This window comes from Pseudomonas sp. VI4.1, from assembly GCF_002029345.1.
Lineage (GTDB): Bacteria > Pseudomonadota > Gammaproteobacteria > Pseudomonadales > Pseudomonadaceae > Aquipseudomonas.
Map to the genome: position 1 here is coordinate 1 of NZ_MULM01000156.1, position 15,321 is coordinate 15,321.

The following is a 15,321-nucleotide window of genomic DNA, read 5'->3' on the forward strand; positions in this document are numbered from 1 at the left end:
CAAGCCAGCTCCTACAAAGGTTTGCGTGATCCTGTAGGAGCTGGCTTGCCAGCGAAGCGCGAAGCGCGATTTTATTTTTTCAGGTCTTCGGCGCCCTGCAGCGGCTCATCACCCAGCAGCAGGTCCTTGTCATGACTGACCTGTTCTTCCTCGAACATGCGCCAGGTCTTCCCATCCTGCACGCCCAGCAACTCCACGAAGCGACGGCCGTCGACCTTGTCGCTCACCTGGCCGATGTAGCGGCCCTGTTCGGTTTCGCTGCGGGCGAGGGTGATCTTGCGATCCTTCTCCGGCTGCGTCGGCGAGATCAGGTTCAACTCCAGGGTGGCCGGTGCGCTATTGCCGTTCAGGCGCACATCGACTTCACCGGTCACGCCATCCAGGTGAACGCTGGCGCGCAACAGCAGGGTCTGGGCCAACAGCTCACGGTCCAGCGAACGGTTGATGCCCTTGCCGGCCTCGTAGTAGTTATCGTTGACCAGGTTGTCCGGGTTGTTCACCGCGATCGTCACCATGGACAGGGTCAGGGTGACCGAGCAGGCCAGGATGGCGATGATGATCCACGGCCAAAGGTGCTTGTACCAGGGACTTGTGGCAGTTGCTGCGGGCATGGTCACTTCTCTCAACGAATTTGTGGGCCGATGAATCGGCTCTTGGCTTCAACGTGGATGCTGGCGTCATCGGCGTCCTTGAGGATGAACTTCACCTCGTTGGTACTCGACGGCAGTTGTTCCGGTGCGCTGGACAACTCGACCGGCTGGCTGAAAATCTCCCCGGCGGCGACCTTGATCTCGCGCTTGCCTTGCAGCTTGAGGTCCGGCAAACCAGTGGCTTCCAGCAGGTAGGTGTGGTCGCGCTGGTCCTTGTTCATGATCTTCAGGCTGTAGACGTTCTCGATCCGGCCTTCGGCGTTTTCGCGGTACAGCACGCGGTCCTTGCTGACATCGAAGCCGACCAGCGATCGCATGAAGAACGCGGTCACCAGCAAGGCGATCATCGCCAGCAGCACCGTGGCATAGCCGATCAGGCGGGGCCGCAGTTTATTGGTTTTTTGCCCGGACAGGTTGTGCTCGGTGGTGTAGCTGATCAGGCCGCGCGGGTAGTCCATCTTGTCCATGATGCTGTCGCAGGCATCGATGCAGGCGGCACAGCCGATGCATTCCACCTGCAGGCCGTCGCGGATGTCGATCCCCGTCGGGCAGACCTGGACGCACATGGTGCAGTCGATGCAATCACCCAGGCCCATGGCCTTGTAGTCGACGCCTTTCTTGCGCGGGCCGCGGGATTCGCCACGGCGCGGGTCGTAGGACACGATCAGGGTGTCCTTGTCGAACATCACGCTCTGGAAGCGTGCGTACGGGCACATGTAGATGCACACCTGTTCACGCAACCAGCCAGCGTTGCCATAGGTGGCGAGGGTGAAGAAACCGACCCAGAAGTAGGACCAGCCATCGGCTGCGCCGGTGAAAAAGTCGATGGTCAGTTCGCGGATCGGCGAGAAGTAGCCGACGAAGGTCATGCCGGTGACGAAGCCGATCAACAGCCACATCGCGTGTTTGCTGAACTTGCGCAGGAACTTGTTGGCGCTCATCGGCGCCTTGTCCAGCTTGATGCGCTGGTTGCGGTCGCCTTCGGTGACCTTTTCGCACCACATGAAAATCCAGGTCCAGACACTCTGCGGGCAGGTATAGCCACACCAGACCCGCCCGGCGTACACGGTGATGAAGAACAGGCCGAAGGCGCTGACGATCAGAATCCCTGAAAGCAGGATGAAGTCCTGGGGCCAGAAGGTCGCGCCAAAAATGAAGAACTTGCGCTCCGGCAGGTTCCACCAGACGGCCTGGTGGCCACCCCAGTTCAGCCAGACCGTACCGAAATACAGCAGGAACAGCCCGGCACCCCCCATCATCCGCAGGTTGCGGAACAGGCCGGTGAAGGCGCGGGTGTAGATCTTTTCCCGTGAGGCGTAGAGGTCGACGCTGTTGTTGGTGTTTTTGGCAGGCGGGGTAACGTCGTGTACCGGAATCTGGTTGCTCATCATTGCATCCCACGGCAGTGGAAAAATGCCCCGGTCAGTACATGCCGACCGCGGTCAAAAAGGGTGTAGCAGTGGCGCAATGATACGCCTGTCGCTCTGCCTCAAGGGTGCGACCTTTGGTCGCGTTGGGGAAAAATCATGAATGGTGTAGCAGATGTAACAAAACATGATGCAGGTCAATTGACTATAGCCGAACCCAGCTGCTCGCCGATGACCTCGCTTTTAAGCTTAAGCGCCCCGCGGGGCCGCAAAAAAAAAACGGCCCCGCCAATTCTCACTGGCGGGGCGTTTTTTATTGCATCAAGCCTTACTGGGCGTCTTCCGCCGGAGCCTTCTCACCGTGAGACAGGCTGTAGACGTAAGCGGCCAGCAAGTGGACCTTGTCGTTGCCTTGCAGCTGTTCCTGCGCAGGCATCTGGCCCTGACGGCCGTAACGGATGGTCTGCTGCAGCTGAGCGAAGCTCGAGCCGTAGATGAACGCACCCGGGTGGGTCAGGTCAGGGGCGCCCATGGCTGGCGTTCCTTTGCCTGCCGGACCGTGGCAGGCCACGCAGTTGGCCGCGAACAGTTTCTGCCCGGCAACCGGGTCGGCCTTGGCGCCTTCCGGCAGCTTGCGGCCATCGAGGTTGGTCAGCACGAATGCGGCAACGTCAGCCACGCCTTGCTCGCCGATCACTTCGGACCAGGCCGGCATCACCGCGTGACGACCGCCCATGATGGTGGTCTTGATGGTTTCCGCTTCGCCGCCCCAGCGCCAGTCGGCGTCGGTCAGGTTAGGGAAGCCATAGGCGCCTTTGGCGTCGGAACCGTGGCAGACCGAGCAGTTGGAGGCGAACAGGCGGCCACCCATCTTCAGGGCTTGCGGATCCTTGGCCACTTCTTCGATGGGCATGGACGAGAACTTGGCGAAGATCGGGCCGAACCTGGCGTCCGACTTGGCCATTTCCTTTTCCCACTCGTGAACGCCGGTCCAGCCGGTCTGGCCGTTGGCGAACGCGGTCTGCTTGTCGTTATCGAGGTAGTTGTAACCCGGCAGCAGGCCTTTCCAGTTGCCCAGGCCCGGGTACAGCACCAGATAGCCCAGGGCGAAGATGATGGTGCCCACGAACAGCATGAACCACCATTTTGGCAGCGGGTTGTCGTACTCCTCGATCCCGTCGAAGGAGTGGCCAACCGTTTCCTCGGTGGCTTCGCTGCGCTGGCCCTTGCGGGTAGACAGCAGCAGCCAGGTCAGGGCGAAGATGGTGCCGAGACTGAGGACTGTGACATACAGACTCCAGAACGTAGTCATTCTTTGTTACTCCTAGAAGCTTGCTCGACGTGCTTGATGGCTTCGGGATCATCCGCGAAAGGCAGCAAGGTCGCGTCTTCAAACTCCGACTTGCGCTTGGGACTGAACACCCACAACGCCAGACCGATGAAGGCCACCATCACAACAACGGTGCCCAGGCCACGAATCATCCCGATATCCATCTAAATCACCGTTTGCTTTTGATGATGGTGCCCAGGCCTTGCAGATAGGCCACCAGCGCGTCCATTTCGGTTTTGCCCTTCACAGCATCCTTGGCGCCGGCGATGTCTTCGTCGGTGTAAGGGACGCCGAGCGTGCGCAACACTTCCATTTTCTTGGCGGTGTCTTTGCCGTCGAGCTTGTTTTCCACGAGGAACGGGTAGGCCGGCATTTTCGATTCAGGCACCACGTTGCGCGGGTTGTACAAATGCGCACGCTGCCAGTCATCGGAGTAACGACCGCCGACACGGGCCAGGTCCGGACCGGTACGCTTGGAACCCCACAGGAACGGGTGGTCCCAGACGCTTTCACCGGCGACCGAGTAGTGGCCGTAACGTTCGGTTTCAGCACGGAACGGGCGGATCATCTGCGAGTGGCAGCCGACACAACCGTTGGCGATGTAGATGTCGCGGCCTTCCAGTTCAAGCGCGGTACGAGGCTTCATGCCTTCGACCGGCTTGTTGGTGACGTCCTGGAAAAACAGCGGAACGATCTGGGTCAGGCCGCCGATGCTGACGGCGATAACCATGAAGAAGGCCAGCAGGCCAATGTTCTTCTCGACTGCTTCATGCTTCATCAGTGAGCTCCAACTACAGCAATCTGTTCAGCAGCTTTGGCTTCAACCGGGTTCGAGGCACGTACGGTACGCCATACGTTGTAGGCCATGAACAGCATGCCGCTGGCAAAGAACGCACCGCCCAGGGCGCGAACGATGAAACCGGGGTGGCTGGCTTGCAGCGCTTCGACGAACGAGTAGGTGAGGGTGCCGTCGTCGTTGATTGCACGCCACATCAGGCCCTGGGTGATGCCGTTGACCCACATCGAAGCGATGTACAGCACGGTACCGATGGTCGCGAGCCAGAAGTGCGTGTTGATCAGGCCGATGCTGTGCATCTGCGGGCGACCGAACAGTTTCGGAATCATGTGGTAGATGGCACCGATCGAGATCATCGCTACCCAACCAAGAGCACCGGCGTGTACGTGGCCGATGGTCCAGTCGGTGTAGTGCGACAGCGAGTTGACGGTCTTGATGGCCATCATCGGGCCTTCGAAGGTCGACATGCCGTAGAACGCCAGCGACACCACCAGAAAGCGCAGGATCGGGTCGGTGCGCAGCTTATGCCAGGCGCCCGACAGGGTCATCATGCCGTTGATCATGCCGCCCCAGCTTGGTGCCAGCAGGATGATCGACATCGCCATGCCCAGGGACTGAGCCCAGTCCGGCAGCGCGGTGTAGTGCAGGTGGTGCGGACCGGCCCAGATGTACAGGGTGATCAGCGCCCAGAAGTGCACGATCGACAGGCGATAGGAATAGATCGGACGCTCGGCCTGCTTCGGTACGAAGTAGTACATCATCCCCAGGAAGCCGGTGGTCAGGAAGAACCCGACCGCGTTGTGGCCATACCACCACTGGATCATCGCGTCAGTCGCACCGGCGTAAGCCGAGTAGGACTTGAAGAAGCTGACCGGCAGGGACGCGTGGTTGACGATGTGCAGCATCGCCGTCACAACGATGAAGGCACCGTAGAACCAGTTGCCCACGTAGATATGCTTGGTGTTGCGCTTGGTGATGGTGCCGAAGAACACCAGACCGTAAGTAACCCAGACGATGGCCAGCAGAATAGCCAGGGGCCATTCCAGTTCCGCGTATTCCTTGGTGGTGGTGTAACCCAGCGGCAAGGTAACGATCGCGCCGACGATCACCGCTTGCCAACCCCAGAAGGTGAAGGCGGCGAGGCTGTCGGAAATCAGTCGCGTTTGGCAGGTTCGCTGCACGACGTAATAAGAAGTGGCAAACAGTGCACAACCACCGAAGGCGAAAATCACCAGGTTGGTGTGCAACGGGCGTAAGCGTCCAAAAGTCGTCCACGGCAGACCGAAGTTCAATTCCGGCCATACAAGCTGTGAGGCGATGAAGACACCAAGCCCCATGCCAAGGATCCCCCAGACCACCGTCATGATGGCGAACTGGCGGACTACCTTATAGTTATAAGCAGTCGGACTGATTGCTGTGCTCATTCTAAGGTTCCACGGTTTGGGTGTTTTATTAGGAGTAAAAATCGGCCGCAAGTATGGAGAAAGCGGGGGGTCATTGCAACGCGCCATGACCTGGGTCAATGCTTTCAAAAGCTGATTCTGCGGCCTTTCCATGCGCCGCGTAAGGTCAAAATTGCCCAAGGGCAAAATGTCGCAGCAGACGAAAATGGTGAGGGGGTCAGGTCGGATGTAACGGGGTGTGTTCAAACACAACGATCGGGTAACAGATGGCAATTGGCACGACAGCCGGTATCTACCAGCCTTTGCGGCTTGTCATCGAGCAGATTCGTCGAACACATCGGGTTGGGTCGACCTGGAACCGGCTCATGCCAGTCCGCATCGGGGAAGCTTAGACCCGAATCCGGGGAACCGAAAGGAGGACCAACGGAGGGGTGCGACACTTGGTCGCAAAGGGGCAGGGAACTGCCGCATCCGGGAGAATGCGGCAGCAGAGCGGTCGAGATTTATTCGTGTTTGCCTTCAGCCTGCAAACGCTCGGTGGTCAATCCATGAGACAAGCTGTAAACATAAGCGGCCAGCAGTTGCACCTTGTCGTTGCCGAGCAGTTCGTTCTGCGCCGGCATATGGCCCTGGCGGCCATGGCGAATGGTCTGTTGCAGCTGCGCCAGGCTTGTACCGTAAATAAAGCCGGCCGGTTGCGTCAGATTCGGCGCGCCCATGGCTTCAGTGCCCTGGCCGTTTGCCCCATGACAGGCTACGCACATGGTGCTGAACGCTTGCTGTCCGGCGTGCAGGTCGGCACCTGTGTCGGCAGGCAACGGCAGGCCGGCCAAGTCATGTCGCACATAAGCCGCGACGTTCTTCACGCCGGCATCACCAAGGATTTCACCCCAGGCCGGCATTGCGGCCACGCGACCACCCATGATTGTGGTCTTGATGGTGTCGGCGTTGCCGCCCCAGCGCCAGCGGGTGTCCGCCAGGTTCGGGAAGCCGAAAGCGCCCTTGGCATCCGAGCCGTGGCAGACCGCGCAATTGGAGGCAAACAGGCGACCGCCCATTTTCAACGCTAGCGGGTCTGTGGCCACTTCTTCCACGGGCATCGCCGCGAATTTGGCGAAGATCGGCCCGAACTTGGCATCGGCCTTGTTCATCTCCTTTTCCCACTCGTGGACGCCGGTCCAACCGTCCTCGTAACCCGGCAGGATGCCTTTCCAGTTGCCCAGGCCCGGGTACAGCACCAGATAGCCCACGGCAAACACCAGCGTGCCGGCGAACAGCATGAACCACCACTGCGGCAGCGGGTTGTCGTACTCCTCGATGCCGTCGAAGCTGTGGCCCATGGTCTGGTCGACGCTGCCCTTGGTTTCGCCCTTGCGGGTGCCGATCAGCAGCCAGGTCAGGCCGATCAGGCTGCCGATGGTCAGTACGCAGATCCACGTACTCCAGAAGGTGGTCATGGCCGGGTACTCCTTGTTGTCGCTGATTCTTGAGTGCTATCGGATGGCGGCTCGTCGGCGAACGGCAGCAAACGCGCTTCGGCGAACTCCGGATTGCGCTTGCGGTTGAACACCCACAGCGTCAGGCCGACGAAGGCCACGAACACCACGACCGTGCCCAGGCCGCGGATCATTCCATTGCTCATTACGCTTACGATTTCAAAGGGCATGGACATGGCTCACCTCTTGCTCTTGATGGATGTGCCGAGCACTTGCAGGTAAGCGACCAGCGCGTCCATTTCGCTCTTGCCCTTGAGCGAAGCCACGCTGCCGGCGATGTCGTCGTCGGTGTACGGCACGCCGAGGGTGCGCATCGCCTTGATCTTGCTTTCGGTGTGGCTGCTGTCGAGCTGATTGGCCACCAGCCATGGGTAGCCAGGCATTTTCGATTCCGGCACCACGTTGCGCGGGTTGTACAAATGCGCGCGGTGCCAGTCTTCGGAGTAGCGACCGCCAACCCGGGCGAGGTCCGGACCTGTACGTTTCGAGCCCCAGAGGAACGGGTGGTCCCAGACGCTTTCACCGGCCACCGAGTAGTGGCCGTAGCGTTCGGTCTCGGCGCGGAACGGCCGGATCATCTGCGAATGGCAACCGACGCAGCCTTCGCGGATGTAGATGTCGCGACCTTCCAGTTGCAGTGCGGTGTAGGGCTTCATGCCTTCGACCGGTTTGTTGGTCACGTCCTGGAAGAACAGCGGGACGATCTGGGTCAGGCCGCCAATGCTCACGGCCAGTACCATCAACAGCATCAGCAGGCCGACGTTTTTCTCGATTGTTTCGTGTTTCATGGCGGCCTCCTCAGGCGATCTGCGCGGCAGCGGCGGCTTCGGCAGGCTGCGAGGCCCGCACGGTGCGCCAGGTGTTGTAGGCCATCAGCAGCATGCCGCTGAAGAAAATCGCACCGCCGACCAGGCGCACGACGAAGCCGGGATGGCTGGCCACCAGGGTTTCGACGAAGGAGTAGGTCAGCGTGCCGTCTGCATTGACCGCGCGCCACATCAGGCCCTGGGCGATGCCGTTGACCCACATCGACGCGATGTAGAGCACGGTGCCGATGGTGGCAAGCCAGAAGTGCGCGTTGATCAGGCCGATGCTGTGCATCTGCGTGCGGCCGAAGATTTTCGGGATCATGTGGTACAGCGCGCCGATCGAGATCATCGCTACCCAGCCGAGGGCGCCGGCGTGCACGTGGCCGATGGTCCAGTCGGTGTAGTGGGAGAGGGCGTTCACCGTCTTGATGGCCATCATCGGCCCTTCGAAGGTCGACATGCCGTAGAACGCCAGCGACACCACGAGGAAGCGCAGGATCGGGTCGCTGCGCAACTTATGCCAGGCGCCGGAGAGCGTCATCATGCCGTTGATCATCCCGCCCCAGCTCGGTGCCAGCAGGATCAGCGACATCACCATGCCCAGCGACTGGGCCCAGTCCGGCAGCGCGGTGTAATGCAAGTGGTGCGGGCCGGCCCAGATGTACAGGGTGATCAGCGCCCAGAAGTGCACGATCGACAGGCGATAGGAATACACCGGGCGTTCGGCCTGCTTCGGCACGAAGTAATACATCATGCCGAGGAAGCCGGCGGTGAGGAAAAAGCCTACGGCGTTGTGCCCGTACCACCACTGCACCATGGCGTCGGTGGCACCGGCGTATACCGAGTAGGACTTGGTGAAACTCACCGGCAGTTCAACGTTGTTGACGATGTGCAGAATCGCCACGGTGATGATGAATGCGCCGAAGAACCAGTTACCGACGTAGATGTGTTTGGTCTTGCGCTGCATGATCGTGCCGAAGAACACCACGGCGTAGGCGACCCAGACGATGGTGATCAGGATGTCGATCGGCCATTCCAGCTCGGCGTATTCCTTGGAGCTGGTGTAACCCAGCGGCAGGCTGATCGCCGCCAGCAGGATCACCACTTGCCAGCCCCAGAAGCAGAACGCGGCGATTTTCGGCGCAAACAATCGCGTCTGACAGGTGCGTTGCACCGAATAGAACGAACTGGCGAACAGGGCGCAGCCGCCGAAGGCGAAGATCACGGCGTTGGTGTGCAACGGGCGCAGGCGGCCGAAACTGGTCCACGGCAAGTCGAAGTTGAGTTCAGGCCAGACCAATTGGGCTGCGAGAAAAACCCCGAGTCCCATGCCGACGATGCCCCACACCACCGTCATAATGGCGAATTGGCGGACCACCTTGTAGTTGTAGGCGGTACTGATAGAAGTGTTCATGGTTCCCCATCCACGGTTCAGCTGAAGTGAAGGCGGATGCGCAAGGCAACGCTCACTTCGCCTGGAGTTATAGGCAGACTAAAAGCGAGGCAAGCATGGGCAAAGAGCACAAGGCCAGTATTGACGGGGATCAATGGGCGCAGTGTGTGCGCGAACACGGATGGTTGTGGAATGAGGCTGCCGCAAAGGGATCGGCCGCGCCTGTGACGCTGATTCTCGCCCACGGCGCCGGTGCGCCGATGGACAGTGCCTGGATGGACGACATGGCTGCACGCCTTGCGGCTCAAGGCGTCAACGTGTTGCGGTTCGAGTTTCCATACATGGCGCAGCGGCGCCTTGATGGCGGCAAACGTCCACCAAACCCGGCCCCCAAATTGCTGGAATGCTGGCGTGAGGTCCATGCCGTGGTGCGACGTCATGTCGCTGGGCGCCTGGCTATTGGCGGCAAGTCCATGGGCGGGCGCATGGCCAGCCTATTGGCGGATGAACTGGGGGTGGATGCGCTGGTGTGCCTGGGGTATCCGTTTTATGCGGTCGGCAAGCCGCAGAAGCCGCGGGTCGAGCATCTGGCCGGATTGCAGACGCCCACGTTGATCGTGCAGGGTGAGCGGGATGCGCTGGGTAATCGCGAGGCGGTCGAGGCTTACACATTGGCGCCGGGTATCGAGGTGTTCTGGCTGGTGGCGGGGGATCATGACCTGAAGCCGTTGAAGGCTTCGGGGTTTACCCATGAACAGCATCTGGCGACAGCGGCGAACAAGGTTGCCGCGTTTGTTCTGTGAGCTTTCGCTGCCGCCCCATCGCCGCCCTCGCCATGCCCTGTCCCTGTAGGAGCGAGCTTGCTCGCGATGGACGTCAACGATAACGCGTGCTCGCTGAATAAATGCGTCGCCCTTGGGACCATCGCGAGCAAGCTCGCTCCTACAGGGGCTTCTTTTCATGGGCCGTCACCTGCTGGCACAGCTCGATCATCTGCTCGCGCATCCAGCGGTTGGCCGGGTCCTGGTCGGTGCTTTCGTGCCAGTAGAGGTGGGTTTCCACCGGCGGTACGTCGTTGACCGGCAAGTTCACCGAGTACAAGTCATGGCGGCGGGCGAAGCGCTCCGGCACGGTCATGACCATGTCAGTCTGCTGCAACACTTGCGAGGCCATCAGGTAATGCTGGGAGCGCAGGGCGATCTTGCGCTGGATGCCCATCTTGCCCAGCGCCAGATCGACATGGCCCAGACCGCTGCGACGGCTGGAGATATGGATGTGGGTCAGGGAGAGGTAGTCGTCGAGGCTGAATTTTTCCTTGCCTGCCAGCGGATGCCCCTTGCGCATGGCGCACACGTAGCGATCTTCCATCAGCTTGACGTGGCGCACCTGGGGGTCGGTGTTGAGCGGCGCATCGACGGCGAAGTCGAGGCGCCCGGCCGCCAGATCCTTGGTGGTTTCGCGGCGCTTGGACAAAAAGCTCTCGATGATCACCGAGGGGGCCAGGCGGCGCAGGCGCTGGAACAGGGGCGGCAGAATCACCGCTTCGGTGAGGTCGGTCATGCTGATGCGGTAGGTCTTGACCGCCTGCAATGGATTGAAGATGCGGCTTTCCTGGACCGAGACCCGTAGCAGGGAGAGGGCGTTGCGTACCGGGCCGATGATGTTCTGGGCCATCGGTGTCGGGACCATGCCCTGGGCGGTGCGCACGAACAGCGGATCGTTGAAGGTCTCACGCAGGCGAGCCAGGGCGTTGGACACCGCCGGTTGAGTGATTCCGACGATCTGCCCGGCCCGGGTCAGGTTGGCTTCGGTGTAGATCGCATCGAAGACGATGAAAAGATTGAGGTCGACCTTGCTCAGATTCATTGCGTGCACTCTTGTTATAGGGGCGGTGTTATTGGCGCGTGTCATACGGACGTTTATGGGGGCTGGGTGGCCTTGACGATCAGTCGATCATATATCGGTGATGAATGTTAATACACGCCGAGAATAGGCTAGGTAAATTTTCGTAGCTGTTCTAGCATCGATTGCATGACCTGAACAACTCATCAAAACCCCCTGTCGAAAGGTAGAGCTGCCCATGGATTTCGCTTATTCGCCCAAGGTGCAAGAACTGCGTGAGCGCGTGACCGCGTTCATGGACTCCTACGTTTATCCGGCCGAAGCCGTGTTCGAGCGCCAGGTCGCCGAGGGCGATCGCTGGCAGCCGACGGCAATCATGGAGGAGCTCAAACTCAAGGCCAAGGCTGAAGGGCTGTGGAATTTGTTTCTTCCCGAGTCTGAACTCGGTGCCGGCCTGAGCAACCTGGAATACGCGCCGCTGGCGGAAATCATGGGCCGTTCGCTGCTGGGGCCGGAACCGTTCAACTGCTCCGCGCCGGACACCGGCAACATGGAAGTGCTGGTGCGTTACGCCAACGAAGAACAGAAGCAACGCTGGCTCGAACCCTTGCTGCGCGGCGATATTCGCTCGGCGTTTGCCATGACCGAGCCGGACGTGGCGTCCTCCGATGCCACCAACATGGCCGCACGCGCCGTGCGCGATGGCGACGAGTGGGTGATCAACGGCAAAAAATGGTGGACCTCGGGCGCCTGTGATCCGCGCTGCAAGATCCTGATCTTCATGGGCCTGAGCAATCCGGACGCACCGCGTCATGCCCAGCACTCGATGATTCTGGTGCCGGTGGATACCCCGGGGGTAAAAATCGTGCGCCCGTTGCCGGTGTTCGGTTACGACGATGCCCCTCACGGTCACGCCGAAGTGCTGTTCGACAATGTCCGGGTGCCGTACGAAAACGTCCTGCTGGGTGAAGGCCGCGGCTTTGAAATCGCCCAGGGTCGCCTCGGCCCTGGCCGGATTCACCACTGCATGCGTTCGATCGGCATGGCTGAGCGCGCGCTGGAACTGATGTGCAAGCGCGCGGTGAACCGTACAGCGTTTGGCAAGCCCCTGGCACGTCTGGGCGGTAACATCGACAAGATCGCCGATTCGCGGATGGAGATCGACATGGCGCGCCTGCTGACATTGAAGGCCGCGTACATGATGGACACGGTCGGCAATAAAATTGCGAAGAGCGAAATCGCGCAAATCAAGGTGGTGGCGCCGAACGTCGCCTTGCGGGTGATCGACCGGGCGATCCAGATCCATGGCGGGGCAGGGGTGTCCAACGATTTCCCGCTGGCCTACATGTATGCGATGCAGCGCACCCTGCGCCTGGCCGACGGCCCGGACGAAGTGCACCGCGCGGCGATCGGCAAGTTCGAGATCGGCAAGTACATCCGGTAGGAGCAAGCTTGCTCGCGATGGACGTAAACGATAACGCGTATTTGCTGGATAAACGCGGTGCTTATGTAGGAGCAAGCTTGCTCGCGATGGTCGTAAACGATAACGCGTATTTGCTGGATAAACGCGGTGCTTATGTAGGAGCAAGCTTGCTCGCGATGGTCGTAAACGTTAACGCGTGTTTACAGGTTAAACGCGGCGCTTTTGAATCCATCGCGAGCAAGCTCGCTCCTACAAAGGTCGGTTTTGAGTCAAAGGTCGATGGTTTGTCAGTCGACCATCGGCAGCCCATAGAACGCCCGCGCACACGCAGTGCTGTGAGCCGCCAGCTCTTCCTCGCTTTCCCCACGATGCAGCGCCACTTCGCGCAACACTTCGGTGAGATACGCAGGCTCGTTGCGCCCGTTTTTCGGCTTGGGCCGCAAACTGCGCGGTAACAGGTACGGCGCATCGCTCTCCAGCATCAACCGCCCGCGCTTGATTTCCTTCACCAACGGATGCAGGTGCGTGCCGCGGCGCTCGTCGCAAATCCAGCCGGTAATGCCGATGTGCAAATCCAGATCCAGGTAGCTGAACAGGGCCTTTTTTTTCGCCGGTGAAGCAATGCACCACCGCGGCGGGCAACTGATCCCGGTAATCACGCAGGATCTCCAGCAAACGCTGACTGGCATCGCGCTCATGGAGGAATACCGGCATCTGTAGCTCGACCGCCATCGCCAAGTGCTCTTCGAGAACTTTTTCCTGCTGCGGACGCGGCGAGAAATCGCGATTGAAATCCAGTCCGCATTCACCCACGGCCACCACATTCGGCTCCTTGAGCAAGCTACGCAGTTGCCGGTCGCTGTCGGCATTCCAGTCACTGGCCGAGTGCGGATGAATACCGGCGGTGGCGAACAGGCGTTGTGCCGTGTCATCCAGCTGGCGACACAGCTCCAACGCCTGTTCGCTGCCCTCGACACTGGTCCCGGTGAGCACCAACTGGCAGACGCCGGCCGCGTAGGCACGGTCGAGTACCGCCTGGTGCTTGTCGGCAAAACTGGGGTTGGTCAGGTTGACGCCGATATCGATGAGTTGCATGGTGCTACCTCGGACCAAAGGCCGGAAAGCATATCAGAGCTGCAGATTTATAAGAAAAACCAAGAACTACAACGGGTTATTGCTGTCTCTTGAGGCCGAGAGACAGGTCCGGTTGGTCGATATGCCATCACTGTGCCAGTTTTCGGCACCTTGTCAGCGCTCAGAGCGCTCTGTTTCTGTCGTTCGATCTCATGAAAACGATCGACCCGGTATTCTTTGCGGAGAGCGGATGATTCGTCCCTCGGTGTTGCTACTGCTGTGTTGTTCGTTGCTGCTGCCGATGCCCGCGGTTGCGCGCCTGGCCGGGCCGCTGCAAGCCGTGCCGGCAGCCAAGGTCCGCGATCTGGCGGACATCCGCAGCAGCCGGGTGCTGAGGGTGCTGGTCAATCAGAGCCGCAACAGCTCGGGCGAGGTCCAGGGCCAGTCCATTGGCGTCGAATACCATCGCCTGCGCGCCTTCGAGCAATACCTCAACGGTCACGCCCGAGACGGTCAGGAAATCACCCTCAAGATCATTCCCAAGGCCAAGGATCAATTGCTCGGTGCGCTGCAGCGCGGCGAGGGGGATCTGGTGGCGCCCGGGGAACTGCTCGATCTGCGGCCCGGCTTTGCGGTCAGCACCAGTGCTCCGGTGTCGAGCAACGTACCCTTGCTGCTGGTCGGTATCAAGGGCGAGCGACGCTATACCCGTCTTGAACAACTCTCGGGCAAAACCCTGGCGCTCCCCACCGGCAGTGCCGCTGGCGATGCGGTCAGTCAGATCAATCAGAAGCTGGCGCTGCGCAAGCTGGCGCCGGTGAAGATCGAGTGGGTCGACCCCAGCCTGGCGGTCGAGGATGTGCTGGAGATGGTCCAGGGCGGGATTTTCCACCTGACCATCGTCGAACAACCGATTGCCGAGCGCTGGGGCAAGATCCTGCCCAAGTTGCGTTTTGATCGGCAGGTGCTCATCAGCGAGCCGGGCGAGGAGTACTGGTTCGTGCGCCGCGATGCTTCGATGTTGCGCGCGAGCATCGATCGCTTCCTGACCGGGTACAAAAAACCATCGGATCAGGACGTCGCGTTCCTGCGGACCTATCGACGCTTGTATCGCGTGCACTATCCCTTGGCCAAGGCTGATCGACAGCGCCTGGAAAAACTGCGACCGGTGCTGCAGAAACACGCTGATGCCCAAGGCATGGACTGGCTGAACCTGGCGGCACTGGCGTTCAAGGAGTCGTCCCTGCAACCCAATGCCCGCAGCGGCAGCGGCCCCACCGGCCTGATGCAGATCACCCCCTCCGCGGCCCAGCGGGTGGGGGTCAACAATATCCAGAACCTCGATGCCAATGTGCAGGCGGGGGCCAAGTACCTGGCAATGATCCGTCGCAAATTCTTTTCCAGCCCCAAACTCAACGAACGCGAGCGCATGGCGTTTGTGCTGGCGGCCTACAACATGGGGCCGGAGCGGGTGCAAGGCATGCGTGCCGAGGCGCGTCGCCGGGGCTTGAATCCCAATCAGTGGTTCTTCCAGGTGGAACGCATCGCCATGGAGCAGGTGGGAATGGGCGCCGTCAGCTATGTTAATAGCGTGAACAAGTATTACCTGGCGTTCGATCGGGAGCGGGAGTCGTTGGAGCCCGGGGGGCAGAAGGTTGTCTCGCGTAAATGATCGAATAAACTGATTGTTATGGCGGATATATTGCGCTTTTAACATGATATTTACTGATTAATATAG

Annotated in this window: 14 protein-coding genes and 1 pseudogene; 3 read left to right on the top strand and 12 right to left on the bottom strand. The window is 60.3% G+C overall.

Translation table 11 applies throughout. The features are described from left to right. Positions 1–71: 71 nt before the first annotated feature. From BZ163_RS16385 to ccoN (BZ163_RS16430), 10 genes are all read right to left on the bottom strand, one after another. Positions 72–611: a FixH family protein gene (locus tag BZ163_RS16385; protein WP_128871784.1), complete on the bottom strand. Its 540-nt coding sequence runs from the start codon at positions 609–611 to the stop codon at positions 72–74. An 11-nt stretch (positions 612–622) separates the two neighbouring features. Beyond that, positions 623–2,038 (bottom strand): cytochrome c oxidase accessory protein CcoG, encoded by a 1,416-nt coding sequence (gene ccoG / locus BZ163_RS16390; protein ID WP_128871785.1) that lies wholly within the window; start codon positions 2,036–2,038, stop codon positions 623–625. Between the two features lie 307 nt (positions 2,039–2,345). Continuing rightward, positions 2,346–3,329, bottom strand: a complete 984-nt coding sequence (ccoP, locus tag BZ163_RS16395; protein WP_128871786.1) for a cytochrome-c oxidase, cbb3-type subunit III — start codon at positions 3,327–3,329, stop codon at positions 2,346–2,348. Beyond that, positions 3,326–3,511: a CcoQ/FixQ family Cbb3-type cytochrome c oxidase assembly chaperone gene (locus tag BZ163_RS16400; protein WP_003175465.1), complete on the bottom strand. Its 186-nt coding sequence runs from the start codon at positions 3,509–3,511 to the stop codon at positions 3,326–3,328. The genes ccoP (BZ163_RS16395) and BZ163_RS16400 overlap by 4 nt, the downstream gene beginning before the upstream one ends. Positions 3,512–3,516: 5 nt before the next feature. Further along, a complete protein-coding gene (ccoO, locus tag BZ163_RS16405; RefSeq protein WP_018925301.1) occupies positions 3,517–4,125 on the bottom strand; it encodes a cytochrome-c oxidase, cbb3-type subunit II in 609 nt (202 codons plus the stop codon). Further along, positions 4,125–5,567 (bottom strand): cytochrome-c oxidase, cbb3-type subunit I, encoded by a 1,443-nt coding sequence (gene ccoN, locus BZ163_RS16410; protein WP_128871787.1) that lies wholly within the window; start codon positions 5,565–5,567, stop codon positions 4,125–4,127. Before ccoN (BZ163_RS16410) ends, ccoO (BZ163_RS16405) begins: the two co-directional genes overlap by 1 nt. Positions 5,568–6,049: 482 nt before the next feature. Continuing rightward, entirely contained in the window at positions 6,050–7,003 is a 954-nt protein-coding gene (gene ccoP, locus BZ163_RS16415) for a cytochrome-c oxidase, cbb3-type subunit III (RefSeq protein WP_128871788.1), read from the bottom strand. Continuing rightward, positions 7,000–7,200, bottom strand: a complete 201-nt coding sequence (locus BZ163_RS16420) for a cbb3-type cytochrome c oxidase subunit 3 (protein ID WP_168187375.1) — start codon at positions 7,198–7,200, stop codon at positions 7,000–7,002. Before BZ163_RS16420 ends, ccoP (BZ163_RS16415) begins: the two co-directional genes overlap by 4 nt. 21 nt (positions 7,201–7,221) lie before the next feature. Then, entirely contained in the window at positions 7,222–7,830 is a 609-nt protein-coding gene (gene ccoO / locus BZ163_RS16425; protein WP_128871790.1) for a cytochrome-c oxidase, cbb3-type subunit II, read from the bottom strand. A gap of 10 nt (positions 7,831–7,840) precedes the next feature. Then, positions 7,841–9,265 carry a cytochrome-c oxidase, cbb3-type subunit I gene (ccoN, locus tag BZ163_RS16430; RefSeq protein ID WP_128871791.1) on the bottom strand — a complete coding sequence of 475 codons (1,425 nt, stop codon included), beginning with the start codon at positions 9,263–9,265 and terminating at the stop codon, positions 7,841–7,843. Positions 9,266–9,360: 95 nt separating this feature from the next. Here ccoN (BZ163_RS16430) and BZ163_RS16435 point away from each other — a divergent pair, with 95 nt between their 5' ends. Next, positions 9,361–10,047 (top strand): alpha/beta family hydrolase, encoded by a 687-nt coding sequence (locus BZ163_RS16435; RefSeq protein WP_128871792.1) that lies wholly within the window; start codon positions 9,361–9,363, stop codon positions 10,045–10,047. A 139-nt stretch (positions 10,048–10,186) separates the two neighbouring features. On the opposite strand, the gene BZ163_RS16440 is transcribed toward BZ163_RS16435, so the two are convergent. Beyond that, positions 10,187–11,110: a LysR family transcriptional regulator gene (locus tag BZ163_RS16440; protein ID WP_128871793.1), complete on the bottom strand. Its 924-nt coding sequence runs from the start codon at positions 11,108–11,110 to the stop codon at positions 10,187–10,189. A gap of 214 nt (positions 11,111–11,324) precedes the next feature. On the opposite strand from BZ163_RS16440, the gene BZ163_RS16445 reads away from it, so the two are divergent. Continuing rightward, the gene (locus BZ163_RS16445) at positions 11,325–12,530 is read left to right on the top strand and encodes an acyl-CoA dehydrogenase (protein WP_128871794.1); all 1,206 of its coding nucleotides are present in this window, start codon (positions 11,325–11,327) and stop codon (positions 12,528–12,530) included. 266 nt (positions 12,531–12,796) lie between these two features. Here BZ163_RS16445 and BZ163_RS16450 read toward each other — a convergent pair. After that, positions 12,797–13,604 (bottom strand): annotated as a pseudogene (locus tag BZ163_RS16450) (TatD family hydrolase). 229 nt (positions 13,605–13,833) lie between these two features. Here BZ163_RS16450 and BZ163_RS16455 point away from each other — a divergent pair. Then, complete coding sequence (locus tag BZ163_RS16455) at positions 13,834–15,255, top strand: transglycosylase SLT domain-containing protein (protein ID WP_128871795.1); 1,422 nt, start codon at positions 13,834–13,836, stop codon at positions 15,253–15,255. Positions 15,256–15,321: the final 66 nt, after the last annotated feature.

What these genes read in the sequence shown, in the direction of transcription:
- BZ163_RS16385 (WP_128871784.1), bottom strand. Translation starts at nt 611, where the DNA reads ATGCCCGCAGCAACTGCCACAAGTCCCTGGTACAAGCACCTTTGGCCG.
- ccoG (WP_128871785.1), bottom strand. Translation starts at nt 2,038, where the DNA reads ATGAGCAACCAGATTCCGGTACACGACGTTACCCCGCCTGCCAAAAAC.
- ccoP (WP_128871786.1), bottom strand. Translation starts at nt 3,329, where the DNA reads ATGACTACGTTCTGGAGTCTGTATGTCACAGTCCTCAGTCTCGGCACC.
- BZ163_RS16400 (WP_003175465.1), bottom strand. Translation starts at nt 3,511, where the DNA reads ATGGATATCGGGATGATTCGTGGCCTGGGCACCGTTGTTGTGATGGTG.
- ccoO (WP_018925301.1), bottom strand. Translation starts at nt 4,125, where the DNA reads ATGAAGCATGAAGCAGTCGAGAAGAACATTGGCCTGCTGGCCTTCTTC.
- ccoN (WP_128871787.1), bottom strand. Translation starts at nt 5,567, where the DNA reads ATGAGCACAGCAATCAGTCCGACTGCTTATAACTATAAGGTAGTCCGC.
- ccoP (WP_128871788.1), bottom strand. Translation starts at nt 7,003, where the DNA reads ATGACCACCTTCTGGAGTACGTGGATCTGCGTACTGACCATCGGCAGC.
- ccoO (WP_128871790.1), bottom strand. Translation starts at nt 7,830, where the DNA reads ATGAAACACGAAACAATCGAGAAAAACGTCGGCCTGCTGATGCTGTTG.
- ccoN (WP_128871791.1), bottom strand. Translation starts at nt 9,265, where the DNA reads ATGAACACTTCTATCAGTACCGCCTACAACTACAAGGTGGTCCGCCAA.
- BZ163_RS16435 (WP_128871792.1), top strand. Translation starts at nt 9,361, where the DNA reads ATGGGCAAAGAGCACAAGGCCAGTATTGACGGGGATCAATGGGCGCAG.
- BZ163_RS16440 (WP_128871793.1), bottom strand. Translation starts at nt 11,110, where the DNA reads ATGAATCTGAGCAAGGTCGACCTCAATCTTTTCATCGTCTTCGATGCG.
- BZ163_RS16445 (WP_128871794.1), top strand. Translation starts at nt 11,325, where the DNA reads ATGGATTTCGCTTATTCGCCCAAGGTGCAAGAACTGCGTGAGCGCGTG.
- BZ163_RS16455 (WP_128871795.1), top strand. Translation starts at nt 13,834, where the DNA reads ATGATTCGTCCCTCGGTGTTGCTACTGCTGTGTTGTTCGTTGCTGCTG.